This is a genomic window from Exiguobacterium sp. UBA6309, from assembly GCF_002439205.1.
Classification (GTDB): Bacteria; Bacillota; Bacilli; order Exiguobacteriales; family Exiguobacteriaceae; genus Exiguobacterium_A.
In genome coordinates this window covers 173105-199912 of record NZ_DJTL01000032.1, presented here as the reverse complement: position 1 = coordinate 199912, position 26808 = coordinate 173105, and the positions used below count along the sequence as shown (strand labels likewise).

Sequence of the window (26808 nt, the reverse complement as noted above, 5' to 3'; positions counted from 1 at the left end):
GTCGTTTTCAGCGACTTTAATAAGATATCACGGAATAACTTAAGCGTCAATCCTTTTTTGAAATCTTTTTTCTTTCCCGTCACCGTCCAGCGCGTGTTGCCCTGTCGACATGTATTAATATACTATCTCGGTATAATATCGTCAATAGTTTTTCTAAAAAAACTTTTGAAATCTTTTTTCTTCTATATATAGCAAAAACAATTCTAGGAAAAAGTAAAGCCGATCGTCATACGACCGGCTCATACGTCACGAGTTCGACTCCCGCCCCTTTAGTCGTTTGATATGAGATACGAATCAAACCTTTTCGCATGAAGAAATCGATTAAGCTGCTCAAATCTACTTTAACTTCTTGCAGTCGTTCTTCTTCCATCAATTCATACATCGTCCAAGGATCCGTCCGTTCACGCATAATTTCGAATAAATAGCGTCCTCCCGATAAAACCTTGGACTGCAAAAGGTGCTCAAGCCCAATCAAAGCAAGATGAATACGTTGATCTAGTGTCTCTTCACTCATCAATAATTGCTCGTATAGTTTATAGACATCCGGGTCATCGAGTCGCGCCTGTTCCCAAACGACCGTTTCAGGATGTTTTCCTTTTTCGAGGACGGATAACCGTGCGAGGTGATGTAACGCATGATGGACATGTGTATAGGCATCATAATGATGTCCGCGACTAAACAAGTTTCTCCCATCTTGGAAACGACGCAACAATTTAGCAAAGGAAATCGTCATCTGTAAATGTCGTTCCTCATCAGGAAAATCGAGTAGTTGTCTTTTTAAGTCAACTAAGTAATCGTTTCGTTCGAATACAATCGTTCCTTCTGTAATCCAATGAATCGCACGTCGATTGGCATTCAATAAAATCCAACGCGATAACACATCCTCGTGTACAAGATGTAAAGATACTTTCAACGTATTCAATCGGTAATGTTTAATCGTCCATTCGACTTCCGGATCTCTTGTGATGACAACAAGAAGTGTATCAAATTGATCTGTCAGAGAATCCCGTGGTTGTCGTTTTTCAACCGCAATGATTCCTTGAGTTTCACGATAAGCCGCGTATTCCGAATAAATCGTTCGTGTTGCTTGTTCCATTTACTTCTCACCCTTCTATACGAACTCGTCGTTACCATTTTCGACAAAAAAACAAGCTTTCCTTCTTCAGGCAATCCCGCATCTTATGCTAGACTGACAACAGGGGGAATTCACTTGAAAAAACAACGAAAAAATAAAATAAACCGCGCGCGAAACCTAGCAATGTTCCTCGTATTCGGCGGTATGCTCGTCATGTACGGCGGTCTATTACTCAAACAATTCGAGATCATCATGGTCTTACTCATGCTTCTCGGTTTCGTCATGGTCCTCGCGAGTACGGCACTCTACTTCTTGATTGGTCTAACATCAACGAAGGCAGCTGTCGTTACTTGTCCGAATTGTGGAAAAGAGACAAAAGTCCTTGGTCGCGTCGACTTATGTATGCATTGTGACGAACCATTGACGATGGATCCTTCTCTCGAAGGAAAAGAATTTGACGAAAAGTACAATAAACACAATAAACGAGCTCCCCGCTAAGGCAGCTCGTTTTTTTATTGGACATTCGATTGACAGTCCGGGCAAGTTCCGTACACTTCTAATCGATGACGATCGACTTTAAAGCCCGTTAAGTGCGCCGCAACCGTTTCGACATCATCGAGCACAGGATAGTTGAAATCAACGACCTTTCCGCAATTCTCACAGATCATGTGGTAATGGCGTGTCGTAACGAAATCGAAGCGACTTGAAGCGTCTCCGTAATTCATTTCCTCAACGATTCCCTTTTCTCGGAACACGCGTAAGTTATTATATACAGTCGCCACACTCATATTTGGAAAACGATGTTCAAGTGCACGGTAAATCTCATCCGCTGTCGGATGCGTGTGTCCCGTCGTTAAATATTCCAAAATCGCGTGACGTTGTGGTGTCATTCGAACGCCTGATTCCCGAAGTGACTTCACGGCGTCATCCAGCATTTCGTTAGCCACGTCCATCCCCTCATTTCTATCTTTCATTGATTATCAGATTGTAATCTTTATAATTAGTCTACCTACAAATAGGCATTCCGTCAACGTCTCTGCACCGGATTTGACGTCCATGATACAATCATATCGTGATATTTTTCACGAATCATCGATTGGAGGAATCCTCATGTCTACCCACACTACACGTCCTACTTCAGAGGCGTTATATGAAATCGCACAAGAGTGTATCGTTGGTGGCGTCAACAGCCCATCCCGTTCATTCAAAGCCGTCGGTGGCGGCGCACCTGTCTATATGGAACGCGGAGAAGGTGCTTACTTTTATGATGTCGATGGCAATCGCTATATCGATTACTTAGCAGCCTATGGTCCGATCATTACAGGACACGGTCACCCTCACATTACGGAAGCGATCACACATGCTGCCCAGAACGGTCTTCTTTATGGCACGCCCCACCGTCTAGAAATCGACTTTGCACATAAACTACAAAAAGCGATTCCTTCGCTTGAAAAAGTACGTTTTACGAATTCCGGAACGGAAGCCGTCATGACGACGATTCGCGTCGCACGAGCATATACAGGTCGTGAGCTTGTCGTGAAGTTCAGTGGCTGTTACCACGGTCACTCGGATTTGATGCTGATCGCAGCAGGAAGTGGTCCAGCGACACTTGGTTCTCCCGATTCAGCTGGTGTCACAAAAGCGACGGCAAAAGAAGTCATCACGACACCATTCAATGATATCGAATCATATCGTCAAATCATGGAACAATGGGGCGATCAAGTCGCTTGTGTACTCGTTGAACCGATCGTCGGAAACTTCGGTATCGTCGAACCGCAACCTGGGTTTCTTGCTGCAGTCAACGAAATCACGCATGCTCACGACGCACTTGTTATTTACGATGAAGTCATCACTGCCTTCCGCTTCACGTACGGCAGTGCACAAGAGTTACTCGATATCCGTCCCGATATGACGGCACTCGGCAAAATCATCGGTGGTGGTTTACCAATCGGTGCTTATGGTGGTCGTAAAGAAATCATGGAACACGTTGCGCCACTCGGTCCGGCTTATCAAGCGGGAACGATGGCAGGTAACCCGGCATCCATGGCTGCCGGTATCGCTTGTCTTGAATTACTTGAGCAGCCTGGTGTCTATGAAAAACTTGATCACCTCGGCGCCTTACTCGAACAAGGTGTGCTAGAAGCAGCAAAACGTCATGACGTCACGATTACGATCAACCGTCTAAAAGGTGCCATGACGGTCTACTTCACGGATGAAACAGTCATCGATTACGATGGTGCAGAACGTGCAGATAGCGAGATGTTCGGACGTTTCTTCAAGTTGATGTTAGAAGAAGGCGTCAACCTTGCCCCTTCGAAATACGAAGCGTGGTTCTTGACGACAGAACATACGGAAGCCGACATCACAGAGACGATCGCAGCAGTCGATCGTGCCTTTGCTCGACTCTAAGTCTCCCACTAAAAAAGCAGCGACCCTCATGAGGATCGCTGCTTTTTTGTTATTCGACGAGTTCCAGATTTTGAATGGCATACAGTTCAAAATAAGCGCCTCGTTTTTGCATGAGAACTTCGTGTGTGCCAATTTCCGTAATCTGACCATTTTCAATGACGACGATCTTATCGGCATCAGTGATCGTTGATAAACGGTGCGCGACAGTAAATGTCGTCCGCCCTTTCGCGAGACGCGCTAACGAATCTTGAATCATCGCTTCACTCTCCAAATCAAGCGCACTCGTCGCTTCATCCAAGATCAGAATCGGTGGATTTTTCAAGAAGACCCGCGCAATCGCAAGACGTTGTTTTTGACCACCCGATAGCTTAACGCCGCGTTCTCCAACCGGCGTATGATAACCGTTTGGTAACCGTTCGATGAATTCATGGGCATTTGCTGCTTTTGCTGCCGCAATGACTTCCTCGTCCGTCGCCTCCGGATTCCCCATTTTGATGTTCATCTGGACCGACTCACTGAAGAGGATCGACTCCTGCATGACCATTCCGATCTGATCGCGAAGACCTCGCAACTTCAAGTCACGAATATCAACATCGTCAAGCGTGATCCGACCGGCAGACACATCATAAAAACGCGGAATCAAACTGACGAGCGTTGATTTCCCGCCACCTGACATCCCGACGAAAGCAATCCGTTCGCCTGCCTGAACGTCAAGCGTCAAGCGATCGATCGCCAGCTCACCGCCTTCTTCATAAGCGAAACTGATGTTTTCAAATTGAACGTTTCCGCGGACATCTTTCGGTTCACGCGCATTCGGTTTTTCCGTAATGTCATACGGCTCATCTAAAAACTCGAACATCCGGTCCATCGAGGCAATCGACTGTGTCAACGTCGTTGAAGAGTTGACGAGACGACCGAGCGGTGCATACAGACGGTCGATATAACCAATGAACGCGACCATCGTCCCAAGTGTCACTTGATTGTTCAAGACGAAGAACGCCGCCGTTCCGAAGATCAGGATTGGTGCGAAGTCCGTAATCGTCGAGACGACGACGTACGTCCGCGCATTCCAGTTCGTTTGACGAAGCGCGGCTTTTAAGAAGCCATCATTTTGATGTTTGAACGCCTTGTTCTCGTGTGGTTCCAGTGCAAAACTACGAATGACTGCCATCCCGTTGACCCGTTCCGTCAAATGACCTTGTAGTTCCGCAAGGGCTGCCGAACGTTCCCGTGTCAATCCACGTAAGCGACCGTAAAAGAACTTAACGGCAAGGGCATAGAAGGGTAAAGGAATGATGGCGACGAGTGTCAACTTCGGATCAATCGTCCACATGATGGCAATGGCAATAAAAATCGTGATCATATCAAGCCATAGATTCATTAATCCTGTGACGACGAAGTCTTTCGTCTGCTCGACATCATTGATGATCCGCGAAATGACTTCTCCGGTTTTCGTATTCGAATAAAAACGAAGCGACAATTTCTGAACATGATCAAACAATCGGTTCCGTACGTCAAATAGAATCTTCGACGCTGACCATTGTGCGAGATATTGACGGACATATTCAAGCGGCGGCTTGACGATCAAGAAGATGAAGACACCTGCTCCAATCAAATACGCCAATTGTTTACTTTTTTCCGCCATCGGCATTGTGTTCCCGGTTAGGATATGGTCGATGATGTATTTATACAACAATGGAAGTCCGAGCGGGATCGAGAACTTGATGATCCCGACGAAGACCGTCAAGAGGATCTGTTTTTGATACGGCTTGACGAACGCCATATAGCGGCGAATCGAGCCTTGGTGCTTACGTTTTGCTTGTGTTGCCACGTGTTTCACTTCCTTCAATTAAAAAAAGACGATGGCGAACCATCATCTCCGATATCTTGTTTCATATTCACGATACCACATATCCACGAAAGCCGGGTTAAATGGACCCTTGCGACTACGAATCCACTGGATCAGGATTTGAACATTATCCTTTAAAATACGATCAATCGCCTTCGGATAGTTCATTTCACGGCGATGTTTCTCATATTCGTCCTCATCGAGGATCATGTAGGACATGTCCGGATACACTTTGATATCTAAATCATAATCAATGTACTTGACTGCTCGATCTTTCTCATCGAACGTAGAAGGTGATCCGAGGTTGCAGTAGTAGTAAATGCCATCCTCCCGAATCATACAAATGACATTGAACCAGAGTTCTGTTGAAAAATAACAGATTGCAGGCTCTCGCGTTCGCCACTGACGACCATCTGATTCACTGACCATGATACGATCATTGAACCCAATCAATTCTTCTTCCGTCGATTTCAGCACGAGCGTTTCTTCCCAAACTCTGTGTAAGCTCCCGTTATGTTTGAAACTTTGAATCTCAATCTTGCTACTTTCTTTTGGGAATCGACTCATGTGCTACTCCTTTCTAAAGCGTTTTTCTTCCATTCTGTTATACTCTCGTGCTTATTATACCCATTTTCAGAACACATGAAAAACGAAAGGGTATTTTTTCAGAAAAATGACGGAATTCAGCCTTGAAAGTGATTCAAAATCGCATTTTTTCGCTGTTTGAACATCGGTTTTAAGATGAATGCTTCAATGACGAAGGCGGGTAAGAAGGAGGCATACGTCACTTCATCCATGAAATAGACGCCAGATTCACGTTCTTCGACTCGGTGCACGTGGCACCAGGCACGAAACGGATACGGCACTTTTGTACCGACATCGACGAAGACATATTCTTCTACGAAAGGAATCCAAGACGTCCACGAGACAAATAGTGGTGAAACTCCGACACGTAGACGAATCGTGTTCCCGGCTCGCGTCCGTGTATCACCCGACGTCTTCACTTGCGGAAATACCGTCAATCGACTTAAGGCCTTGGCATCACTTAAAAAATCCCACGCTTGCTTCTTTGATGTATCGACACGCGTCTCAAATCGAAAAGTATGCATTAGATCTCCCCCTTCAATAGTCGATCAATCTTCATTTGGGCGACAGATACCGGATGCGTCGCATACGTTTCCTGATCAACTAGTATCGTCTGGTCCGGCTGTTCCGTCACGCGATAGACAGCAATCTCCCAAATCCGGTGCGAAAAGATGTGTCGAACATGCCCGATAAGCGTTCCGTCACGCGCTTCTTCTGCTTCTCGAAGTGGATATTGCCACATGCCAGCAAGCAAACCGGTCTCCGCCCGTTGTTCAATTGCGATTTTTCCGTCTGCTTCATAAACAAGAGCATCATACGGAATAATTTGCGTCTTCCCTTTCTTCGTCTTCACAGGTAGTTCTTCCTGTGCATTTCGATCATATGCAAAACAAACGTCTTGAACAGGACAAAGTCCACACATCGGAGACTTCGGTGTACAGACCATCGCGCCGAGTTCCATCAAGCCTTGATTGAAACTGGACGGATCAGCTGGATCAATCAATTGATGTACCGCCGCCTCAAACAATTTCCGTGTCTTCGGTGCAGCAATGTCTTCATAAATCCCAAGTACACGTGAGAGGACGCGCATCACGTTTCCGTCTACTGCTGGTTCTGCTTGCCCATAAGCAATCGATAGAACCGCTCCTGTCGTGTACGGACCGACACCCTTCAGTTGACTGAACAATTCCTTTTCGTCCGGAACGATCCCATCATATTTTTCAACAACTTCCTGAACCGCGATTTGAAGATTCTTGACACGGGAATAGTACCCTAAGCCCTCCCAATGTTTGAGCACTTCACTTTGATCCGCTTCTGCTAAATCATGCGGTGTCGGAAAACGTTTCGTGAAGCGCTCATAATACGGGATGACTGTATCAACGCGCGTTTGTTGAAGCATGATTTCACTAATCCAGATATGATATGGGTTTTTGGTTCTTCGCCACGGGAGATCCCGCTGTTCACGAAGGAACCAGGCAATCAGTTCTGTGGTAAATTGTGTTTTATTAAAGTTTGTGAAATATTCTTGAACGACAGTCAAAAGGTTACCTCTTTTCTCTTGGATACGATATATTTATTAAAAATTACTCGGCAGAACCTCGATGGATTCACCATCACGATTTTATAGAAGGAGCGAATTCGCATTGGATACTGGTACGCATATTGGCATGGGACTTTGTCTCGCCGCCATCTCGACGCTACACCCTGACGTCGCAGCGAGCACGACGATGTTTGCTGCCGTGACGACGACGGCGCTCGTCGGCTCACACGCACCGGACTTCGACACTGTCTTTAAGTTCAAAGGAAACAGCGCCTATTTGCGCCAACATCGCGGAAAATCACACGGATTGATCGCCTTACTCGCCTGGCCGTTATTACTTTCGATCGTCATCGGTACGTTATTCGGTATACCTCCGACTTCATTATGGCTAATGGCGCAGATCGCTGTCGCTCTTCATGTCTTCGTCGATCTGTTTAACGCTTACGGAACACAAGCCTTACACCCGTTCAAAAAATCCTGGATTGGTTGGGGTGTCATCAACACATTTGATCCGTATCTGTTCACGATGTATTATGCCGCGTTCGGGATTTGGTTATTGACGAAAGCGACGATCGTCATCTTCCCGATTTTAATTGCCATCGTCATTATTTACTACGCTGTTCAATTCAAGTTACGAAATGACGCGCTTGCGACCGCAGCGCGCTATTATCGCGGCGCACACAAGCTTTTCATCTCACCTGGCATGAAATGGGATGAGTGGCATGTCGCAGCACGTTTACGCGATGAGTATTCCGTCGTTAAGATCAACAGTGGAACCGTCGTCGAATGCGGAAACTTCCGGATCAAGGACGAACCGCATGGTGACGCCTTGTACGAAATTGTTAAACAAAACGCGGACTTGCAAGCATTTCTTGAGTTCTCGAAGATTCATACGTATACGGTCTCACGAAAAGATGGCATTGTCGAATACCGTTTCACCAACCTTCGTTATTTCACGAAGGAAGTCTATCCATTCGTTGCCGTCGTCAGAATCGACGCTGCTACACAAGAAATCGTCAGCTCCTATACCGGCTGGGTGTTCAGCGAACGGACTTTGCAGAAAAAGCTGTTCATCCCTGCTTTATAAAGACAAAGCTCCGCGCAACGGAAATCCCGATGTGCGGAGCTTTTTTCATTCGACGTTTCGACCTGTCATCAAATGTTTGAATTTTTCGTTCGTCGTATTAAACCGGTGTAACTTCGCTCCATGCTGTTTAATCTGTTGCTCGACGAAATGAACCGCAACGGCTTCACCTTGATACTTCTCACCTGCGCGTGCGAGTGTTGCTTCGAAATCTTCCCATAAGACTTCGACCCATGTCAGTGCCTCTTCCGGGGTCAGTACTTCATTCACTTGCAATAATTCTTCAGCCAGTTGCTGAAGGGCTTGTTCTCGATTCGTCATGCCTGCTCCCCCTCTCCTGTGAATAATGCGAGCGGAATCGCGACTTCTTGAGCAGTTCCTTCAAAATGTCCCCAGCCCATGACGCCATTGACGAAGTGTAACTCAAATCGCGCCTCTTCTCCTTCGATTCGGTAAAAGGCTCCCCGTTCGAATCGTTTCGGATCGATCAAATAACTTTTCGCAATGGCGATTTTTCGCGTTACGACCTCCACTTCACTGACATTCCCGTGTTGCTCCGCTTTTCGTTTTTGTTCACTTAATTTCGTGATCAACATCTCAAGCTCGTATTTCGATAATTGACTCATCCGTGTCTCCATTACAAAAACTCCCCCTCTTCGTTTTTCAGTATAAACGAAAAGGAGGAGAAACTGGATGGATTAGCTTGATTTCAATTCGAGATTCCGCTTACTTTGTAACGCATACATTTTCGCATAAATCCCGGACATCGCGAGGAGTACATCATGGGATCCTCGCTCGACGATCTGACCATGATCGAGAACAAGAATCTCGTCCGCATCCTTGATCGTCGATAAGCGGTGCGCAATGATGAACGTCGTCCGTCCTTTCGTCAACGTCAGCAAAGCCTCTTGAATGACCGCTTCGGTTTCCGAGTCAACACTCGCTGTCGCTTCGTCAAGAACTAGGATCGCAGGGTCGAACGCCAGTGCACGAGCAAAGCTGATCAACTGTCGTTCACCCGCTGATAACGTAGCACCTTTTTCGATGACCGGTTCATCGAGTCCGTTCGGTAAACGATCAATGAATCGATCCGCGCCGACGGCTTCGATCGCTTGTCGTACCCGTTCTTCGGAAATATCAGGATTACCGAGTGTGATGTTCGAACGAATCGTTCCCGTGAAGAGGAACGGATCCTGTAAGACGATGCCCATATGCTCACGGACTGCTTGTTTCGGTAAACGCGTCACGTCCTGTCCGTCAATCAACAACTGTCCTTTTGATGGATCATAGAAACGCATCAGCAGGTTCATGATGGAGCTTTTTCCACTACCCGTGTGACCGACGAGGGCAATCGTCGCGCCAGGAAGAGCATCGATTTGAATTTCACGTAATACGGGATTTCCCGCTTCGTAACTGAATTCGACGTCTTTGAAGGATACAGCTCCTTTAAACCGAGCAACGCGACCTTGTTCGACCGGCTCTCCCTTTTCGTCGAGCAACTGGAACATTCGGTCCGCTGACACGAGTGCTTGTTGCAGTGGCGATAGCTGATTCATGATTTGAGTGACCGGTTCGAATAAACGGGATACGTAATCGATATACGCATATAAGATCCCGAGCGATAAAAACGAGCCATTCGTCAGACTTTTTCCACCGACGACCCAAATCAACAAGGCGAGCGTCAAGTTTTTCAAAAAGTAGGATAAGTTGTGTGACATCAGGGCATCGAGTCGTAACAACTTTGCCCGTGTCTGATAGTTCTCTTCGTTCTTTTGTTCGAATTCGGCAAGGACTTCCTTCTCACGTGCATAAGCCTGAATGATCGGCATCGTCTGGATGTTCTCATTCAGTTGACCATTCATGTCGGCAACGAGGGAGCGGACCTTGAAGTTGTTCTTCGTCGCGAGTTTCTGGAACAGCTGAATCCAGAAATAGACGATCGGAATGATGATCAGCGAGACGAGTCCTAAGCGATAATCGAGGAAGAACATCGCGACGAGAATCCCTGCCATCGTGATGATCCCCGAGAAGACCCGGGCGAGCACACCGAGATATAGATCGCGAATCGTTTCCGTATCATTCGTAACACGACTGACGATTTTTCCGATCGGTGTCTGGTCGAAATAACGAACCGGTAATCGTTGCAGATGCGTAAAGACATCAAGCCGCATCCGTTTAATGATTTTATGAGCAGATCGCTGGAGCAAAATTTGCTGAATCCAGTTCAAACCAGCTGCTGCAAGCAGCAAAAGGACGTAGATCAACGATAACCAGCCGATCGCTTTTAAGTCCTTTGAATAAAAATCATAGACCTGCCCTTGTGTCAGCTTTTGAATATTGCTATACGTGTATACGTCATCGCCGCGCGTAACGGTCATCGTATCTCCACTGATGTTCCGCTCTCCCCCACTGACGACTTGTTTCGGTACGAAAAAGTAGCCGTTTGCCGTCTGAACGATCGAGACGGATCGAACAATCTGACTTTTCGAGACATCCTGTGCTTTGGCGAACTGACGACCATCATACGTGACCGCACCGTCCGCTTTAACTTCAACCCAGTCCTTTTCAATCGCAACAATATGTTCATCAATGATGACTTTGGCGATATACGGACCTGTCAATTCCGCTCCGACTGCTAATACGAGTAGAAACAATCCTAAGAAAATTGCTTTTTTCTCATGCATCGCATAGCGGATTAACGAACGGATCGTCGTCTTCCGACGTGCCGGATCGAGTTGATATAATTCCAATTCATTCATGCAAAGGCACCTCCTTACATCTCTTCACTTTGTCGCTCGAATTGTTGAGCGTACCAGCCATTTTGTGCCATCAGGCTGTCATGTGTTCCTCGTTCAGAAATCATTCCGTCTTGTAAGACGATGATTTCGTCCGCATGTGCCACTGCCGATAAGCGATGGGCAACAATTAATGTCGTGGATTGGTGGCGATTCGATCGAATCGAATCAATGATATGTGATTCCGTTTTCGCGTCTACCGCTGATAATGAATCATCCAGCAACAGCAACTCTGGTTTTTTTAACATCGCCCGCGCGATTGACAGACGTTGCTTTTGTCCTCCCGACAACGTGATGCCACGTTCACCGACCATCGTCTCAAGTCCTTGTTCCAGCGTTTCGATATCTTTTTCGAACGATGCGAGACGAATCGCTTCCTGCAATTCAGCTTCTGTCGCTTCACCTGCACCAAACAGAATATTGTCCCGGACGGATTTTGAGAACAGCAAATGTTCTTGAGAGACGTAACCCGTCCAACCGCGAACCGTCTCTAGCGCAACATCTTCATACGGTACGCCGTTGACTGTCAACATGTCCCGTCCGATTGGATACTCACGTAAGAATTGACGCAAGAACGTCGTTTTCCCGGATCCTGTTGGTCCGACAATACCGATCGTTGTTCCTTGTTCAATCGTCATATTCAAATCTCGTAAGACCGGATGCGCTGTTTCTGGATACGTAAACGTCAAATCGTTCATCTCGATCCGTTCAGGGCGATCGACGTGTTTCCGCGGTGTCGAAGCAATCAACGGTTTGACTCGCATCGTTGCTTCTAAACGATCAAGACTTGCTGTTCCGCGCTGGATGACATTGATCAATTCACCAAAGGCGTACATCGGCCAAATCAGCATCCCGAGATAGATGTTAAAGGCGACCAATTGTCCGAGCGTGATGTCGTTCGTAAAGACGAGATATGTCCCGAACGATAAGCCGATCAAGTAACTGAACCCGACGAGCAGCTTGATGATCGGTTCAAATAAGACATCGATTTTTGCGACGTGCATATTTTTCTCAAAAACATCCGTCGTGACATCATCGAACCGTTTAACATCGACTGGTTCTTGTACGAATGAGCGGATGACACGCAGTCCGGAAATCGATTCGACGACCTGGTCATTCATCGTTCCGAATGAATCCTGAGCCGTGATGAAACGTCCGTGAATTTGACTCCCGAGCTTATTCATCGCGTAAGCGAGAAGTGGCATCGGTAACAAGGCAGCAAGCGTCAGCTTCCAATCGATCGCTACCCCCATGACGACGAGCGTGATTGCCGTCATGTTCAACGAGTCGACGAGCGTCAAGACACCAAATCCGGCTGTCCGCTCGACCGCCTTTAAGTCGTTCGTCGCGAGTGCCATCAAGTCTCCCGTCCGATTCTTTTGATAGAACGTCGGCGTCAGTTTCAATAAGTGCGTAAAGAAGCGGCTCCGAAGTGTCCGTTCTAATAAAAAGGCCGTTCCGAATAATTTCGCTAACCATTGATACGTCAAGATGAAGGACACAATGGAGATGACCGTTAATCCGCCGACATACTGTAAGAGTGTCGTCCGGTCCATCGATCCTGATCGTAAACCGTCGATGACCTTACCGATCAGCCACGGTGGCGTTAAATCGATGAAGCCGGTGATGATTAACAAGATGACTGCTACGAGATACGATGATTTGTGTTCTTTAAGAAACCAACTCAATTGCTTAAATAAACGCATGAGGGTCCCCCCTTTACTGTAAAATGAAGTACTTTTTCCGAGCACGCAAAAAGGCATACGGATTTCCGGATGCAGTCCGAGAATCAGTATGCCTTGAAATGGGCATGATCCATTCTTGTTCGTCTGCGCGCTCGGGAGACGAATCCCCTTGCTCGCACATGAAATGAATTACTTAAACGCGCTCAAGAGTCTCCGTCGTATTCAGCTGTTGGATATGAGTGAAACCAATTGGCTTTTTCATAGGACGGTTCCTCCTTTTCTTAGTCTGTGCGTAGAATAGCACAATTGTCGGATAATTGTCAATTTTTCGTCTTGCTTTTATTATTCCGCCTCTTCTTCTTTGACTTGTTCAAGGACTTGAGCTGCTAAACCGTATGGAAATCCTTTTCGAACAAGTGCTTGCTTCACCTTTTGTTCACGCTCGAACGGTTCAAGTTGCCGATATTTCGGATAATACTTACGCGCTTGATAAAGGGCCGCCTGTTCTTCTTCGTCACCTTCTTCAGCTAAAAACACCTCTTCTATGCCCGCTTTAATCAAATCGGACGAGAAACCACGTTGCATAAGCGTTAATTGTAATTTTTGTGTCAGTTCCCGCACGGATCGTCGTTGAAGCTCTTTTTGTTTTTGCCGCAAAAACTTCAGGACTTTTTCGTATTCCTCTTCATCCGTAAACGTCACGATCGCTTCATCAATCGCCGTCTTTGGTATCTTCAATGCCTCAAGGTCGCGGCGAATCCGTCCCGGTCCTTGAGGTGTCGTCGCTTTTTTCGTTGCCGTATAAGCAAGTGCGAACTGTTGATCATCCAGATAGCGTTGCTCCGTCAATCGCTCGATTGCATGTTTGATCGCATGCTCCGGTGTCTCTTTCTCCGTTAAATAGGCGACGACTTCACTCGTCGCCCGCATGCGGTACGATAAATGATTCAATGAGAGACGATACGCTTTTTGCTGTTCTTCAGCCGTCAACACTTCCTTGACGAAGTCGTCATCGAGTTCCTTATCGCGTTGCAGATTGTATTTAATTAAGATATCGACGTCTACGGCAAAGGCATACTCTTCTTTGCCATCACGCTCGACATAGATATTGAATCGTTCGCTGTTCTTTTTCTGCGTCGAGATCCGTTTGATCTTCATGTCGTTCCCTCCCCTAACCTGATTCGGTAGTTCTACGATATCATGAACAGGCAGGTCTATGTTTGAGTGAAACCATGGAACGGGAACAAATGGAAAGAAGCTACTTTTACTTATTTCAAGGAGGATGGATTACATGAACATTGCGATTACCGGTGGAACCGGTATGATTGGTCAAGCCTTGACGAAGCGTTTGCTCGAGCAAGGACATCACATCTTTATCTTGACGCGTCATCCGAAAGCGAACGATGCGCATATCACATATATCAAGTGGATGACAAAAGACGCAAAGCCGGAACAGCACTTAGAGGGCGTCGATGCCTTCATTCATCTTGCTGGTGCTTCGATCAACGATGGACGTTGGACGGATGAACGCAAACGTGCCATTCTCGACAGTCGCGTCAGCACGACGAAGGAACTCGTCCGGATCGTTGAAGCACTCGACCAAAAACCAGACGTCGTCTTATCTGCTTCTGCGGTTGGCATTTACGGACAGGATCGGCATCAGACCTTCTCTGAAGATCAACCACTTCCACCGACCGCTGACTTCTTAAGTCATGTCTGTGTCGCATGGGAAGACCTTGCTCGCCCGATTGCTGACGCCGGCATTCGTCTCGTCCATCCACGAATCGGGGTCGTCTTGACGAAAGCCGGTGGCGCTTATCCGTTAATGCGTCTTCCTTATGTCTTGTTTGGTGGTGGGACGATGGGCGACGGAAAGCAGTGGGTCTCCTGGGTCCACATCGATGATCTAGTCGAGTTATTCCTATTCGCGCTCGAGACCCCGACAGTCGAAGGACCGCTGAACATCACTGCTCCTCATCCGGAAACGATGCGGCGTTTCGGACAGACGATCGGAAAAGTCTTACATCGCCCACACTGGCTCCCGGCGCCACGCTTCGTGTTAGAACTCGCACTCGGCGAAAAGAGTACGATTGTACTAGAAGGAGCTCGTGTCGTTCCGAAAAAAGCGCTCGAAAACGGATACAAGTTTCGGTATGCTGAACTAAAGGATGCGTTACGAGCAATCGAGCATTCAAACTAGTACAGGGGTGGACGATACTTGGATATCTTGATTCGAAATGCACATATCTATCCGATTACTTCGGACAGTTTTTACGGTGACATCCGCATTCGTGATGGGAAAATCATTGAAATCGGTGAATTACTGGATCATTTAGAAAGCGATCAAGTCATTGAAGCAGAAGGTCACTTTTTATTGCCCGGTTTTATCGATGCCCATACACACCTTGGATTATATGATGAAGGTACCGGAACAGTCGGAAATGATGCGAATGAGACGATTTTCGCGATGACACCTCATCTTCGTGCCATTGATGGCGTCTACCCGCTTGATGAAGGCTTTAAGGAAGCCGTTCAACATGGGATCACGACCGTTCAAGTCATGCCCGGTAGCATGAACATCATCGGTGGCGTCACGAGTGTCATCAAGACGCACGGACGGTTCATCGATGATATGATCCTGCGAAAGTACGCGGGTCTGAAGGTGGCACTCGGTGAAAACCCGAAACGTGTCCATAGTGCTGGTCGTGCTGGTGAACTGACACGGATGGGCATCATGGGAATGTTGCGCGAAGCCTTTCTTGAAGTTCGGACGCAGCCGGTTTCTGAAACGTTCGCCCATCAAATGATCAAACGGGTCCTTGATCACAAAATGCCGCTTCGTGTACATGCGCATCGAGCAGATGACATCCTTTCTGCTATCCGTTTTGCGGAAGAGTTTGATCTTGATTTACGCATCGAACATTGTACGGAAGGTCATCTCGTTGCAAAAGAGATGGAACAGCTACCGATCGAAAAAGTGACGGTCGGTCCAACCTTTACACGAAAATCTAAAATCGAACTGAAGAATAAAACATGGGAAACGTATCGAGTTCTTCACGAACATGGTCTTGAAATCTCGATTACGACCGATCATCCGTACACACCTGTCCAGTACTTGAACCTTTGCGCCGGTCTTGCCGCACGAGAAGGTCTACCGGTCGATGTCGCTTTACGCGCGATCACGATTCATCCAGCCCGTTCGCTCGGTGTGGACGATCGGGTCGGATCGATTGAGATCGGAAAAGACGCGGATCTCGTCTTGTGGAGTCACTTCCCACTCGACTATTTAGCGAAGCCGCTCATGACGATGATCGATGGAAAAATCATTTTTGAACACGCTCAACTGAACTTGACTTAATCCGCCCCCCGCTAGGTGTTTTTTACACCTAGCGGGGGTTTTAAACGCTTATGGAAAACATCTTGTTTTTGTATCTTTTTTCACAAAAATTATTTTCTTGCAATTTTAAAAAAAGAAGGTAATATTATCTTATCCGACAACTGAAGAAGGCATACCATGCGCGGTTCAAACGAGTCAGACAGGTAGCTTTCGACAATCATTCTTGCGGTCCTAAAAGGAGGAATGGAAGTATGCTCAAGCAACGGGAGCTGAGCGACTGCGCTGATTTGTTCGAACTGATGCAGCATCAAGACGTATATCCGTACGTCCGCCAAAAAACACGGTACTTTGATGAATTTCTGTTTACTACAAAGCAGGCAATCGAAGAGGAAGAACGTGGCGAAATCGTATCACGTACTATCCTAGATGAATTCGATCAACCGATTGGTACGATCAGTTTACTCGATATCGAAGGACAATATGGGTTTCTCGGTACATGGTTAGGTAAACCGTATCATGGTAAAGGATACAATCATTTAGCGAAAGAAGCCTTTTTCTCTGAGCTGTTCTTCGATCTTGGATATGAGAGTGTCTTCATGAAAATTCGCAAAAGCAACATTCGGTCACAAAAAGCAGCTGAAAAATTGCCGTATGCATTTTGTGCGGATGAGTTGCGCCCTGCGCTTCTTGAGCAATTGAATGCTGGCGAGACGCAGTTCACGCTATATGAAGTCTCAAAATCTAGTTTCCACATGTACATTCATGGTCGGGAACTCGAAACACTATACGATCATCAACAACTCGAAGCATGAGAGCCTTGTCTCTCATGCTTTTTTGCGTCCACGCATGCGTTTATAAAGTTTGAAATGGTATGATAAATAAGAAAAATTATCTTTATGGAAGAAACCTTTTCTTCTACAGGAAATGGAGCGAAGACTAATGCCAGAATCGTTTAATATTCTCGTAGTAGATGATGAAGCACAAATGCGTGACCTTCTCGTCTCGAATCTCGAAAAAGAACACTACACGACGATGACAGCTTCTAACGGACAAGAAGCGATCCATCTCATTCAACAAAATACATTCCATCTCGTTCTACTCGATGTCATGATGCCGGAAATGGACGGCTTGACAGCCTGTATGCGCATCCGTGAGTTCTCAAATGTTCCGATCATCATGCTGACGGCACGTTCGGACGAGCTCGATCGGATTCACGGTCTGAAAATCGGAGCTGATGACTATATTACAAAACCATTCAGTCCCCGAGAATTGCTTGCTCGTATCGAAGCGACTCTTCGTCGTTCTCACCGCTTTACAGTTGATCAATCTTCTACTTTAACGCTCGGTATGCTTGAACTCGACACTGAAAGTCGGAGTGTCCACGTCAATGGCAAGCCGGTCAGTCTGACGCGTAAGGAATTTGATTTGTTACATCTGTTTGCTCAAAACAATGATAAGGTCTTTTCTCGCGAACAGCTACTCGATCAAATTTGGGGTGCGGATTATATCGGTAACTTACGGACGGTCGATACGCATATTAAAACACTTCGCTTAAAGCTCGGGGAAGCCGGTGGCTCGATTCAAACAGTTTGGGGCATCGGTTATAAATTCGAGGAAGTATGATTAAGCGCTATACGATCCGGCGCCGGATTTGGATTACGATTTGGTTTACAAGCGTTTTTTCTGCCATTTTATTTGTCCTGCTGACGTTTTATCTCTACGACCGGTTCTATCTTCAGACGCAAGAAGATATCTTATTGAACCGTGGGGAAAAGCTAATCAACATTTACAAATCCGAAGGCTTATCTGGTGCTTTTTATGATGGGATGACTTATACGAATGAATTGACGGAATCGAAAGTCTTCTTCATCGATTTTCTAAAGAAAAATCCGGCAGGACTCCGTTTTTTGACGAATGCGGACATCGAACAGCTTCGTAATGGTGAGACTGTCGTCTCGAGCCGGACCCATCCGATTGAAGGAACGGATATTCTAATGACCGGATTTCCGATCATCGAAAACAATCGACTGGTCGGTACGCTAATCTTGTACCTGGAACTTGGACAAATCAGTGAACCGTTCCGTCCACTCCGCCTGATGATCTTCTTCATGATTGGGCTGATCGTCTTGAATCTCGTCATCTTTGGTCGTCAGATTATTGATACAATCATTCGTCCGTTAATCGATATGAAGCGCGCATCAACGGTTTACGCGCAAGGTGACTTTGATTACCGGATTCCGATTCAATCGGATGATGAGATTGGCGAACTCGCAGAAACTCTGAATAAGATGGCGGAATCGCTTGGGGAAGTCGACGAGCAGCGGAAGGAGTTCCTTGCGAACGTCAGTCATGAATTGCGGACACCTCTCTCCTACATTCGTGGCTATACAGAGATGATGCAGGATGATTCGCTGGAGGAAGAAAAGCGTGCGCAATATTACCAGATCATCGAACGGGAAACGGAACGTCTGCAACGTCTCGTCAATGATCTGCTCGATCTCGCTCAACTTGAGCGCGATTCCTACCCGATGTCGAAGCAACCGCTCGTCTTCAGTCAAGTACTTGAGGATGTCATCTACCGGATGGAACCAATTGCTCAGTCGAAAGGGGTCACGTTCGTGATGCATCTCGATCCGGATCAAATCGTCTTAGGCGATACAGACCGTCTCGAGCAAGTCTTCGGCAATTTACTCGATAACGCCTTACGGTACACGCCGCCTGGCAAACAGATTTTCTTGTCGACTGAAACGATCGGCGACCGGACGCATTGCCTTATCCGGGACGAAGGAGAAGGCATTCCGGAAGAGCATCTTGATCGATTGACAAAACGCTTTTATCGCGTCGATAAATCACGGACGCGGAAAGATGGCGGAACCGGTCTTGGTCTTGCGATCACGAAACACATCATCGATCGTCATGATGGAACGATCCGGTTCGACTCCGTTCTTGGAGAAGGAACGACTGTTCACATCGAGTTACCACTTCTTCCGGATGAAGAAGATGGATTCGAATGATGGAACAACATGTCATCCAAACCTTTGAACTCTTCGGACCGTTCGCTCCGTTCGTTAGTGTCTTGATCGGCGTCGTCGTCAGTGTACTTGGTGTCCTACCGAGTACGTTCGTCACCGCTGCGAATCTCGTCTATTTCGGATTATGGATCGGCACTTTGCTTTCTTTCACCGGTGAAGTCTTAGGTGCGGTTTGTGCGTTCCTAATTTACCGACAAGGACTGCAGTATGCCCTTCGTCGCCCGCTTCCAGATCGAGTCAATCGTTTGCAACAAAAGCTCCAAACACAACAAGGACATGAAGCTTTTTGGACGATCATCTTGTTACGGCTGTTACCATTTGTCCCGTCAGGCATCGTCAACATTGTCAGTGCTGCTAGTGGTATTTCCGTCTTACTCTTCCTAACTGCGAGTACGATTGGAAAAATTCCAGCGATGTTAGTCGAAGTGCTCGCTGTCCATCAATTCTTGCAATTCTCGTCCATCGTCCAATGGTCGATAGCAGGCGTGGCACTCGTTGGTTATCTGATTTATCGTAATCGTCAAAAACGAGCATCATCGATATAAAACTACAGGTTGTCTGAAAGGAAGTATCGTTCATGGAGTTAAGACGTTTTGGAACATCCGATCTATTCGTATCCCCGCTTGGGTTCGGAGCTGGTCACATCGGCGCAGAACAGATGACGGATCGCGAAGCAGTTTATTTACTCGAACAAGCACGTGATCTTGGCATCAATCTGATCGATACAGCACGCGGCTATGGCTTATCGGAGCAACGCGTCGGACAATTTCTAAAGAATCGTCGGCACGACGTCATTCTGTCGACGAAAGTCGGCTATGATGTTCCCGGTACGCAGGACTGGACCTTTGAAGCGGTCCATGGTGGCATCGATCAAGCCTTACAGACGATGCAAACGAATCATCTCGACATCGTACACTTACATTCTTGTAGTCGAGAAATCCTCGCTCAAAGTGACGTCATCGAAGCGCTTGAACAAGCAAAACAAGCTGGGAAAGTCCGAGTCATCGCTTATTCTGGTGACCGAGAAGATTTGCAGTATGCCATCAAAACGAAACGCTTCGATAGTTTCCAGACATCCTTCAATCTGTTTGATCAACGCGTCGATCAAGTCTTACCTACACTTTTGAATCACGGGGTCATCGCCAAACGTCCAATCGGTAATGCACCGTGGCGCTTCACGGATCGTCCGGTCGGACAATATGTTGAACCATACTGGGAACGAGCACAACAATTGGCTTATCCACTCGAGGAATCTAGCTGGCTTGAGACCGCGTTACGTTTTACAATTTTCGAACCAGGAATCACGACGGCCATCATCGGAACGTCTCGACCAGAACACCTCGCTTTGAACCAGCAATTGATTGAACGTGGTCCACTCCCAGCTGACCGCGTCAGTCAATTGAAGGAACGTTTTTCCGAATGTGATGCCACGTTCGATTATGTTTCGCAAACGTAAGTGAGCAGTCACAGAAAAAAAGCCCGTATGTCCACTCGTTCAAGGAGTGCATACGGGCTTTTTTCGCGCTTAGAACTTTTTCTTTTTCTTCTTTTCGAGCACGACGATCGCTTCGACGTGCGCTGTTTGTGGGAACATATCATACGGTTGAATGTACGATACCTTATATCCCGCTTTCATCAAATGATCGCAATCACGTGCAAGCGTCTGCGGGTTACACGAGACATAGATGATTTTTTTCGCCTTAGACGAAATCATTGCGTTCAATAACTGCGTATCACAACCTGAACGGGGGGGATCGACGATAAAGACGTCTGGAATCCAGCCTTCCTTCACCCAACGTGGAATCCATGCTTCTGCCTTACCGACGACATAATGCGCATGGTCAAAGCCATATTGCTTCATATGCGCATTCGCATCTTCAACTGCTTCTTCGATGATTTCCATACCACGGACTTCTTTTGCACCCTTAGCAATCCAAAGTCCGATTGAACCGACACCTGCGTAAGCATCGACGACACGTTCTTCGCCTGTCAAAGCAGCAGCACGCGCGATCTCTTCATACATCCGCTCTGCTTGTTCCGGATTCAACTGGAAGAAGGCGCGTGGCGACAGTTGATACGTGAACTCGCCCATCTCTTCTTCAATCCGTTCGACACCACGCAAGACTTCCGTCTCTTCTCCAAAGACACGTGACGTTAACTTATCATTGATGTTCAGCGCGACCGAGACGACACCTGGAATGTCCATGATATCGCGCGACAAACCCTCTAGATCACGGAAGCCGTCTTTAAAGGCAACGAGCACGACTTGAATTTCACCCGTTTTGATTCCTGTCCGGACGACGATATGGCGCATGACACCGTCTTGTTTTGCTGCATGGTAAACAGGTACTTTATAATCGTTGAGTAATTTCGTGACAGCTTGGTTGACACGAAGCGTATCCTTATTTTGGACGACACAATCATCGATTGCGACCAGACGATTCGAATTCGCAGAATAGAGACCACTAACGATTTCATTGCCTTGTTTCCCGACGACGAATTGTGATTTATTGCGGTAACCCCACTCCTTCGAACCAATCGTCGGACGGATATCGGCCTTTTCGACATTCAATTTCGTTGATTTTAAGAACGCATTGCGAAGCATCTCTTCCTTATAACGCAATTGCCCATCGTAACTCATATGTTGTAATTGACAGCCACCACAGACACTATAGACTGGGCAAAGTGGTGTCACGCGGTCTGGTGAACGATCGTCACGCTTTAAGATTTTCGCATTCGCATAGTTCGCATGAATTTCCGTGATCTCGATTTGTGCCGTCTCACCTACAAGCAATCCTGGGATGAAGACGATTTGTCGCTCGAGCGTCGCGATCCCTTCACCGTTGATGCCCATCCGTAGACACGTGACTGAACGGACCTCACCTGTCTTTAATTTGATTTTTGTTGCCATCGATTTCATCCTTTCCGTTTGTGCAAATGAAAAAGCGGTCTCAATCTACCGCTTTTTTCGTTTCTTCTTGTTCTTTCATATCCTTCGCATACCGAACGACTTTTGCCTTGAGTTGATCTAGTGATACGATCAGTCGTTCCAAATCTTCGATATCTGATGATTCATCGAGTGAATCGATTGTATGACAGAGAAGCTGTATTCTTGATTTTAGCACATTCATTTGACCAAGTTTATCAGTTCTTGCTTTTCCCATTATTCAGACTTCCTTTCTTCCGCTGGATTCCGACGTTATTTTAGCATACGATACGAAGTGGAGAACTAAAAAGGAGGAGTATCTATGTCACATTCATCACACATCACGATCGCGAACGATCCGTGGGAAGCTTATCGCGACATTGAACAATACGGCACGGTCCGTTTGTCGAACATTGAAGTCACGACGACAAAACTGTGTAACATGCGCTGCGAACATTGTGCCGTCGGTTACATGTTATCCAGTAGCGAGTCACCTGAAATCCCTGTCGAACTGCTTATTCAACGTCTGGATGAAATCGAACACCTACGCGCCTTTTCCATTACAGGCGGCGAACCGATGCTTTCAATGAAGTCCGTCAAGGAGTACGTCGTCCCTTTACTTAAGTATGCCCACGAACGTGGCGCTAAAACCCAAATCAACTCAAATTTAACACTTCCATTATCTCGTTATGAATTAATTATCCCTTATCTCGATGTCTTGCATATCTCACATAACTGGGGAACAGCCGATGATTTCATCGATGGTGGCTTTGCGATGATGGAGCGAAAACCGTCACGTGAAGCACGAACGAAACTATTTGAAACGATGAAAGAGAATGCTCGTGTCTTGAATGCACGTGGTGTCATCGTGTCTGCCGAAACGATGATCAATAAACGGACGTTGCCACATCTTGAAGCGATCCATAAGGAAATCGTCGATATGGGCTGTGTCCGTCACGAAGTGCATCCAATGTACCCAGCTGACTTTGCGTCGATGATCGAAGCCGCTAGCTTATCCGAAATTCGCAATGGAATCCATCGTTTGCTCGACGTCCGCGATCCGAACGTCTGGATGTTGTTCGGAACACTTCCTTTCTACGCATGTTCGATGGAAGAGGCAGATTTAGAATTGCACCGTCGCTTGCGTCAAGAAAAAAGCGTATCGGTTCGCAATGACCCTGATGGTCGTTCTCGTCTTAACGTCAACATCTTTGATGGTGAAATCATCGTAACCGATTTCGGTGACGAACTCGCTTCGCTCGGTACGATTCACGAGACGTCCTTCAATGATGCGTATGCCCAGTGGCAAGAGACAGAACTGAATAAAAGCTTGTCATGTCACTGTCCTGCGGTGCAGTGTCTTGGACCGAACGCGCTTGTGAAAAACGCATATTACCCTGAGATTGATTTCACAAAACAATCGAGTCGGCTTTAAGAATCAAAAAAAAGGTTTTGAACAATGGCGTCCCGGGAAAAATGTCACAAAGTAGACACATTCTGTTTTATAAAAAGGGGTGACCGGGATGGAATGGCTCGTAGGTATTGTCGCAATCATCGGTACGTTCAGTATGGTCTTGTTCGTCATGATGGTTGGTATTCGTGCTTCACACAGTATCGAACATGATGAAGTGTTCGATCAGACAGATTGGGATGAACATCTCCTGCACATGCCTCGTCCGACACGGTTTGAACAAGAAAATAAATGAAACACGCCCCGGTCTCCCTTTTCGAAGTCCGGGGCGTGTTATGCTAAAAGAAAAAAGAAAGGTCGTCGTTACTTGTGTCACGTCGTTTTGCTCTCATCTTATCGATCGTCTTCATTTCCGGTTTCACACAAGGATTACTGATTCCATTACTGTCCATCTTGTTAGAACGTCAAGGGACATCTGCTTTCATTAACGGACTCAGTGCCGCCGTCCTCTATATCGGTGTCATCGTTGCCGCACCTCTTATGGAAGGTCCGTTACGACGGCGTGGTTATATTCCTGTCATCTCATTCGGTCTTGCCCTTGTCGCAGTGGCTGTCTTCTTATTCCCATTACTCCCAAGCATTATCGCTTGGGTAATTCTCCGCTTCCTCGTCGGTTTCGGTGATCAGACGTTACATTATGGGTCACAAGTCTGGGTAACGTCCATTACACCAAACGAGCGGTTAGGACGAACGATGTCGTTATACGGGATGGCATTCGGTCTCGGTTTTGCCTTAGGTCCTCTTGCTGCACCGCTCGTCGATGTGATCGATTGGTTACCGTTCGTGTTAACAGGAACTTTGACCGTCATCGTTCTGATTTTATTATTCCGTATGCCAAATGAAAAACCGTCGTCCGTTATGCCAGAGGAATTGCAAAGTGCTGCTTCACGGTATCGACTCGTCCTATCGACTGCTTGGTTTACATTACTTCCTGGTTTTACATACGGTTTTCTCGAAGCCACACTGAATGCCAGTTTTCCCGTTTTTGCGACGCGTAACGGATATGGTTTATCCGAGACAAGTACCTTAATCACGACATTCGTCGTCAGCTCATTGATCATGCAGCTACCACTGGGGCGACTTGCCGATCACTTCGGAAAACGTCGGACGTTAGTCACTGTACTGTCGATTGGTTCCGTCGCTTTTCTCACTGCTTGCTTCGCCTTCGAACGTTACGGTTGGTTGTTCGCGATTTTTGCCGTCAGTGGAATGGCACTCGGCTCGACGTATTCGCTCGGTGTTGCCTATATGACAGAACAGCTACCACGTCATCTTCTACCGACGGGTAACTTACTTGCCGGGATTGCCTTCAGTCTCGGTTCGATTCTTGGTCCAATTGCCGGTAGTCTGTTCGTCATACTCCCTTCCATGCTGTATTTCAGTTTATTCGTTCTTGTCTTGACGACGCTTGCGCTTCTATTGCGGTATGCCAAACGTCATGAGACACCCCGAATCTAAAAAACGGACCTTGCGCCATCGATGCGCAAGATCCGTTTTTTTCATTTCACGATTCCTTCTTGCCGAAAACTCCGCCAGAGCTTATCGTCGATCGCATACGGCTGTTCTTTTGCACGCTTCAGCTCTTCTGTCTCGAGCAGCACGACGACCTCTCGACCGTTGATTGACCACACTGAATCGTAACCTCTCTCCGCCTCGATGATTTCCACATCCACATCTCCATGGGTTTCCTTCAACTGCTGACTGACGCACGTTACGACGAACCGGGCAAACTCATCACGTGGACGACGAGTGGCAATGATCTTTCGAACGATCTCATTCCGTTCCATTCGTTTTCATCTCCTTCCGTTTTATAGTCGCACTAGCCTTTCAGACAAGGCCGAATCGGTCTTCACTTGACCGTACAGAAAAAAGCCGAACGGGTCGGCTTGAGCAACGAACGATTGGGAGTTACTTTGATTGAAACTATTTTTGCACGATTCTGAATCTTCGTCAACCTCGCTTTTGAAACCATAACGGAAGGTACGTCGAGACTAAAATACCACTGACAACGAAGAGTAACCCAAGCAACGCTTGCGGTGGAATCGTCTCGCCGAGAATCAAGGCCGATAAACTGACACCATAGATTGGTACGAAGAACATGAACAACGACACTTTACTGACTGGATTATATTTCATTAGTAAGTTCCAAAGCGTAAATCCAGTCGCTGATAAAAATGCAAGATACACGAGCATCCAAGCACTTGGCGTTGAAAAGGTGAATGGTGCGACGTGACCATCGAGAATGACTCCTGCGATAAAGAGACCGATTGATCCAATGACCATCGCCCATCCAGTCATCGGTGCCACCGGATAACGTGCCGAGTATTCTTTGGCAACCAAGTTACCGAACGCCCCGGAAACCATTGCTGCGATCAATAATCCTTCCCCTACTCCAAACGAAACACCTTGCCCACCTTGTGGCCAGTTGGCCAAGATGACACCTGTGAATCCAAGGAATAAGGCGAGTCCTTTAAATCGATTCAGTCGATCGTCTTCATATCGAAAATGTGCCAGTAACATCTGGAAGAACGAAGTCGATCCGGCAATGATTGATCCTTGTACGCCAGTTGACAAAGATAGACCGATATAAAAGAAGACGTACTGCAAGAACGTCAAAAAGAAGCCGAGACGACTATAGGCGTAAGTCCGCTCCTTCAATGTGATCGTCTGTTTGAAGACGAAGACACTGACGACAAGTAACAGCACACCTGCTAAAAAGAAACGATAGCTCGCAAACAGCAATTGCTCTCCGTATTCGGAAGATGTGATCTGTAATAAGTCATAACTTTTTTTAATGAAGGGAAACGCACTTCCCCACAAAAAAGTCGTCAATAATGCAAAGACGACGAGTCCAATCCGATGGGTTAAAATTTTTTGCATCTTTCTAGTTCCTTTCCTGTTCCTTTTCACTGAAACATGATATAGTAATTCTACAGATAATAATAATTATAATCTAGAGACAATGAAACTCATTATCAATCAGTTAAACTCATTGATATATCACATTCTCATTCTCTTTC

Annotated in this window: 27 protein-coding genes and 1 pseudogene; 13 read left to right on the top strand and 15 right to left on the bottom strand. The window is 46.7% G+C overall.

The genetic code is table 11. The annotated features are described in order from the left end of the window. Window positions 1–226: 226 nt before the first annotated feature. Window positions 227–1096, bottom strand: coding sequence for a nucleotidyltransferase-like protein (locus tag B3M90_RS11920; RefSeq protein WP_290784243.1), 870 nt, complete (start codon window positions 1094–1096; stop codon window positions 227–229). A gap of 114 nt (window positions 1097–1210) precedes the next feature. On the opposite strand from B3M90_RS11920, the gene B3M90_RS11915 reads away from it, so the two are divergent. Next, complete coding sequence (locus B3M90_RS11915; protein WP_029340912.1) at window positions 1211–1573, top strand: DUF2614 family zinc ribbon-containing protein; 363 nt, start codon at window positions 1211–1213, stop codon at window positions 1571–1573. A gap of 14 nt (window positions 1574–1587) precedes the next feature. On the opposite strand, the gene perR is transcribed toward B3M90_RS11915, so the two are convergent. Further along, the gene (perR, locus tag B3M90_RS11910) at window positions 1588–2010 is read right to left on the bottom strand and encodes a peroxide-responsive transcriptional repressor PerR (RefSeq protein WP_396201035.1); all 423 of its coding nucleotides are present in this window, start codon (window positions 2008–2010) and stop codon (window positions 1588–1590) included. A 175-nt stretch (window positions 2011–2185) separates the two neighbouring features. Here perR and B3M90_RS11905 point away from each other — a divergent pair, with 175 nt between their 5' ends. Continuing rightward, the gene (locus B3M90_RS11905) at window positions 2186–3484 is read left to right on the top strand and encodes a glutamate-1-semialdehyde 2,1-aminomutase (protein WP_290784239.1); all 1299 of its coding nucleotides are present in this window, start codon (window positions 2186–2188) and stop codon (window positions 3482–3484) included. Between the two features lie 49 nt (window positions 3485–3533). On the opposite strand, the gene B3M90_RS11900 is transcribed toward B3M90_RS11905, so the two are convergent. The 4 genes from B3M90_RS11900 to mutY form a co-directional block, all read right to left on the bottom strand. Further along, window positions 3534–5267 carry an ABC transporter ATP-binding protein gene (locus B3M90_RS11900; RefSeq protein ID WP_290784247.1) on the bottom strand — a complete coding sequence of 578 codons (1734 nt, stop codon included), beginning with the start codon at window positions 5265–5267 and terminating at the stop codon, window positions 3534–3536. 90 nt (window positions 5268–5357) lie between these two features. Beyond that, entirely contained in the window at window positions 5358–5900 is a 543-nt protein-coding gene (gene ntdP / locus B3M90_RS11895; RefSeq protein WP_023467311.1) for a nucleoside tri-diphosphate phosphatase, read from the bottom strand. A gap of 116 nt (window positions 5901–6016) precedes the next feature. After that, window positions 6017–6442 carry a hypothetical protein gene (locus B3M90_RS11890; protein WP_035412732.1) on the bottom strand — a complete coding sequence of 142 codons (426 nt, stop codon included), beginning with the start codon at window positions 6440–6442 and terminating at the stop codon, window positions 6017–6019. Then, window positions 6442–7458 (bottom strand): A/G-specific adenine glycosylase, encoded by a 1017-nt coding sequence (gene mutY / locus B3M90_RS11885; protein ID WP_214856517.1) that lies wholly within the window; start codon window positions 7456–7458, stop codon window positions 6442–6444. The genes B3M90_RS11890 and mutY overlap by 1 nt, the downstream gene beginning before the upstream one ends. Window positions 7459–7561: 103 nt before the next feature. Between mutY and B3M90_RS11880 the strand changes: the two genes are divergently transcribed. Continuing rightward, complete coding sequence (locus tag B3M90_RS11880) at window positions 7562–8545, top strand: metal-dependent hydrolase (RefSeq protein WP_214856516.1); 984 nt, start codon at window positions 7562–7564, stop codon at window positions 8543–8545. 45 nt (window positions 8546–8590) lie between these two features. Here B3M90_RS11880 and B3M90_RS11875 read toward each other — a convergent pair whose 3' ends face one another. The 5 genes from B3M90_RS11875 to B3M90_RS11855 all read right to left on the bottom strand — a co-directional run bounded on the left by B3M90_RS11875 (window position 8591) and on the right by B3M90_RS11855 (window position 14180). After that, the gene (locus tag B3M90_RS11875) at window positions 8591–8863 is read right to left on the bottom strand and encodes a YfhJ family protein (RefSeq protein WP_290784237.1); all 273 of its coding nucleotides are present in this window, start codon (window positions 8861–8863) and stop codon (window positions 8591–8593) included. Then, window positions 8860–9180: a DUF1811 family protein gene (locus tag B3M90_RS11870; RefSeq protein ID WP_056063669.1), complete on the bottom strand. Its 321-nt coding sequence runs from the start codon at window positions 9178–9180 to the stop codon at window positions 8860–8862. Before B3M90_RS11870 ends, B3M90_RS11875 begins: the two co-directional genes overlap by 4 nt. A 60-nt stretch (window positions 9181–9240) precedes the next feature. Further along, window positions 9241–11301 carry an ABC transporter ATP-binding protein gene (locus B3M90_RS11865; RefSeq protein ID WP_290784235.1) on the bottom strand — a complete coding sequence of 687 codons (2061 nt, stop codon included), beginning with the start codon at window positions 11299–11301 and terminating at the stop codon, window positions 9241–9243. A 14-nt stretch (window positions 11302–11315) separates the two neighbouring features. After that, complete coding sequence (locus tag B3M90_RS11860; protein WP_214856512.1) at window positions 11316–13043, bottom strand: ABC transporter ATP-binding protein; 1728 nt, start codon at window positions 13041–13043, stop codon at window positions 11316–11318. A 321-nt stretch (window positions 13044–13364) separates the two neighbouring features. Beyond that, window positions 13365–14180: a RecX family transcriptional regulator gene (locus tag B3M90_RS11855; RefSeq protein ID WP_214856511.1), complete on the bottom strand. Its 816-nt coding sequence runs from the start codon at window positions 14178–14180 to the stop codon at window positions 13365–13367. Between the two features lie 133 nt (window positions 14181–14313). On the opposite strand from B3M90_RS11855, the gene B3M90_RS11850 reads away from it, so the two are divergent. From B3M90_RS11850 to B3M90_RS11820, 7 genes are all read left to right on the top strand, one after another. Further along, entirely contained in the window at window positions 14314–15222 is a 909-nt protein-coding gene (locus tag B3M90_RS11850; RefSeq protein WP_290784233.1) for a TIGR01777 family oxidoreductase, read from the top strand. An 18-nt stretch (window positions 15223–15240) separates the two neighbouring features. Beyond that, window positions 15241–16380, top strand: a complete 1140-nt coding sequence (locus B3M90_RS11845; RefSeq protein ID WP_290758000.1) for an amidohydrolase — start codon at window positions 15241–15243, stop codon at window positions 16378–16380. A gap of 230 nt (window positions 16381–16610) precedes the next feature. Next, the gene (locus B3M90_RS11840; protein WP_214856508.1) at window positions 16611–17171 is read left to right on the top strand and encodes a GNAT family N-acetyltransferase; all 561 of its coding nucleotides are present in this window, start codon (window positions 16611–16613) and stop codon (window positions 17169–17171) included. 127 nt (window positions 17172–17298) lie between these two features. Continuing rightward, window positions 17299–17982 (top strand): response regulator transcription factor, encoded by a 684-nt coding sequence (locus B3M90_RS11835; protein ID WP_214856506.1) that lies wholly within the window; start codon window positions 17299–17301, stop codon window positions 17980–17982. Then, window positions 17979–19373, top strand: coding sequence for a sensor histidine kinase (locus B3M90_RS11830; RefSeq protein ID WP_214856505.1), 1395 nt, complete (start codon window positions 17979–17981; stop codon window positions 19371–19373). Before B3M90_RS11835 ends, B3M90_RS11830 begins: the two co-directional genes overlap by 4 nt. Continuing rightward, window positions 19370–19936, top strand: a complete 567-nt coding sequence (locus tag B3M90_RS11825) for a TVP38/TMEM64 family protein (protein ID WP_214856504.1) — start codon at window positions 19370–19372, stop codon at window positions 19934–19936. The genes B3M90_RS11830 and B3M90_RS11825 overlap by 4 nt, the downstream gene beginning before the upstream one ends. A gap of 32 nt (window positions 19937–19968) precedes the next feature. Further along, window positions 19969–20847: an aldo/keto reductase gene (locus B3M90_RS11820; RefSeq protein ID WP_214856503.1), complete on the top strand. Its 879-nt coding sequence runs from the start codon at window positions 19969–19971 to the stop codon at window positions 20845–20847. A 69-nt stretch (window positions 20848–20916) separates the two neighbouring features. Here the strand turns inward: B3M90_RS11820 and rlmD are convergent, their stop codons facing one another. Both rlmD and B3M90_RS11810 read right to left on the bottom strand, forming a co-directional pair. Then, a complete protein-coding gene (rlmD, locus tag B3M90_RS11815) occupies window positions 20917–22302 on the bottom strand; it encodes a 23S rRNA (uracil(1939)-C(5))-methyltransferase RlmD (RefSeq protein ID WP_214856502.1) in 1386 nt (461 codons plus the stop codon). 40 nt (window positions 22303–22342) lie between these two features. Further along, window positions 22343–22555 (bottom strand): SE1561 family protein, encoded by a 213-nt coding sequence (locus B3M90_RS11810; protein WP_214856501.1) that lies wholly within the window; start codon window positions 22553–22555, stop codon window positions 22343–22345. A gap of 84 nt (window positions 22556–22639) precedes the next feature. On the opposite strand from B3M90_RS11810, the gene yfkAB reads away from it, so the two are divergent. The 3 genes and pseudogenes from yfkAB to B3M90_RS11795 all read left to right on the top strand — a co-directional run. Next, a complete protein-coding gene (gene yfkAB, locus B3M90_RS11805) occupies window positions 22640–23752 on the top strand; it encodes a radical SAM/CxCxxxxC motif protein YfkAB (RefSeq protein WP_214856499.1) in 1113 nt (370 codons plus the stop codon). Between the two features lie 88 nt (window positions 23753–23840). Continuing rightward, entirely contained in the window at window positions 23841–24023 is a 183-nt protein-coding gene (locus B3M90_RS11800) for a hypothetical protein (RefSeq protein WP_023467292.1), read from the top strand. A 71-nt stretch (window positions 24024–24094) separates the two neighbouring features. Continuing rightward, window positions 24095–25246 (top strand): annotated as a pseudogene (locus B3M90_RS11795) (MFS transporter); the annotation flags it as partial. Window positions 25247–25287: 41 nt separating this feature from the next. Here the strand turns inward: B3M90_RS11795 and B3M90_RS11790 are convergent. Beyond that, complete coding sequence (locus B3M90_RS11790; protein ID WP_023467290.1) at window positions 25288–25575, bottom strand: hypothetical protein; 288 nt, start codon at window positions 25573–25575, stop codon at window positions 25288–25290. A 163-nt stretch (window positions 25576–25738) separates the two neighbouring features. After that, the gene (locus B3M90_RS11785; protein WP_290784231.1) at window positions 25739–26668 is read right to left on the bottom strand and encodes a DMT family transporter; all 930 of its coding nucleotides are present in this window, start codon (window positions 26666–26668) and stop codon (window positions 25739–25741) included. Window positions 26669–26808: the final 140 nt, after the last annotated feature.

Coding starts and splice junctions, on each gene's coding strand:
- B3M90_RS11875 (WP_290784237.1), bottom strand. CDS start 8,863: ATGACGAATCGAGAACAAGCCCTTCAGCAACTGGCTGAAGAATTATTG.
- B3M90_RS11855 (WP_214856511.1), bottom strand. CDS start 14,180: ATGAAGATCAAACGGATCTCGACGCAGAAAAAGAACAGCGAACGATTC.
- B3M90_RS11865 (WP_290784235.1), bottom strand. CDS start 11,301: ATGAATGAATTGGAATTATATCAACTCGATCCGGCACGTCGGAAGACG.
- B3M90_RS11890 (WP_035412732.1), bottom strand. CDS start 6,442: ATGCATACTTTTCGATTTGAGACGCGTGTCGATACATCAAAGAAGCAA.
- B3M90_RS11850 (WP_290784233.1), top strand. CDS start 14,314: ATGAACATTGCGATTACCGGTGGAACCGGTATGATTGGTCAAGCCTTG.
- B3M90_RS11835 (WP_214856506.1), top strand. CDS start 17,299: ATGCCAGAATCGTTTAATATTCTCGTAGTAGATGATGAAGCACAAATG.
- B3M90_RS11800 (WP_023467292.1), top strand. CDS start 23,841: ATGGAATGGCTCGTAGGTATTGTCGCAATCATCGGTACGTTCAGTATG.
- B3M90_RS11920 (WP_290784243.1), bottom strand. CDS start 1,096: ATGGAACAAGCAACACGAACGATTTATTCGGAATACGCGGCTTATCGT.
- B3M90_RS11840 (WP_214856508.1), top strand. CDS start 16,611: ATGCTCAAGCAACGGGAGCTGAGCGACTGCGCTGATTTGTTCGAACTG.
- B3M90_RS11900 (WP_290784247.1), bottom strand. CDS start 5,267: ATGGCGTTCGTCAAGCCGTATCAAAAACAGATCCTCTTGACGGTCTTC.
- B3M90_RS11825 (WP_214856504.1), top strand. CDS start 19,370: ATGATGGAACAACATGTCATCCAAACCTTTGAACTCTTCGGACCGTTC.
- B3M90_RS11870 (WP_056063669.1), bottom strand. CDS start 9,180: ATGGAGACACGGATGAGTCAATTATCGAAATACGAGCTTGAGATGTTG.
- yfkAB (WP_214856499.1), top strand. CDS start 22,640: ATGTCACATTCATCACACATCACGATCGCGAACGATCCGTGGGAAGCT.
- B3M90_RS11905 (WP_290784239.1), top strand. CDS start 2,186: ATGTCTACCCACACTACACGTCCTACTTCAGAGGCGTTATATGAAATC.
- B3M90_RS11785 (WP_290784231.1), bottom strand. CDS start 26,668: ATGCAAAAAATTTTAACCCATCGGATTGGACTCGTCGTCTTTGCATTA.
- B3M90_RS11790 (WP_023467290.1), bottom strand. CDS start 25,575: ATGGAACGGAATGAGATCGTTCGAAAGATCATTGCCACTCGTCGTCCA.
- perR (WP_396201035.1), bottom strand. CDS start 2,010: ATGCTGGATGACGCCGTGAAGTCACTTCGGGAATCAGGCGTTCGAATG.
- rlmD (WP_214856502.1), bottom strand. CDS start 22,302: ATGGCAACAAAAATCAAATTAAAGACAGGTGAGGTCCGTTCAGTCACG.
- B3M90_RS11830 (WP_214856505.1), top strand. CDS start 17,979: ATGATTAAGCGCTATACGATCCGGCGCCGGATTTGGATTACGATTTGG.
- B3M90_RS11860 (WP_214856512.1), bottom strand. CDS start 13,043: ATGCGTTTATTTAAGCAATTGAGTTGGTTTCTTAAAGAACACAAATCA.
- B3M90_RS11820 (WP_214856503.1), top strand. CDS start 19,969: ATGGAGTTAAGACGTTTTGGAACATCCGATCTATTCGTATCCCCGCTT.
- ntdP (WP_023467311.1), bottom strand. CDS start 5,900: ATGAGTCGATTCCCAAAAGAAAGTAGCAAGATTGAGATTCAAAGTTTC.
- B3M90_RS11810 (WP_214856501.1), bottom strand. CDS start 22,555: ATGGGAAAAGCAAGAACTGATAAACTTGGTCAAATGAATGTGCTAAAA.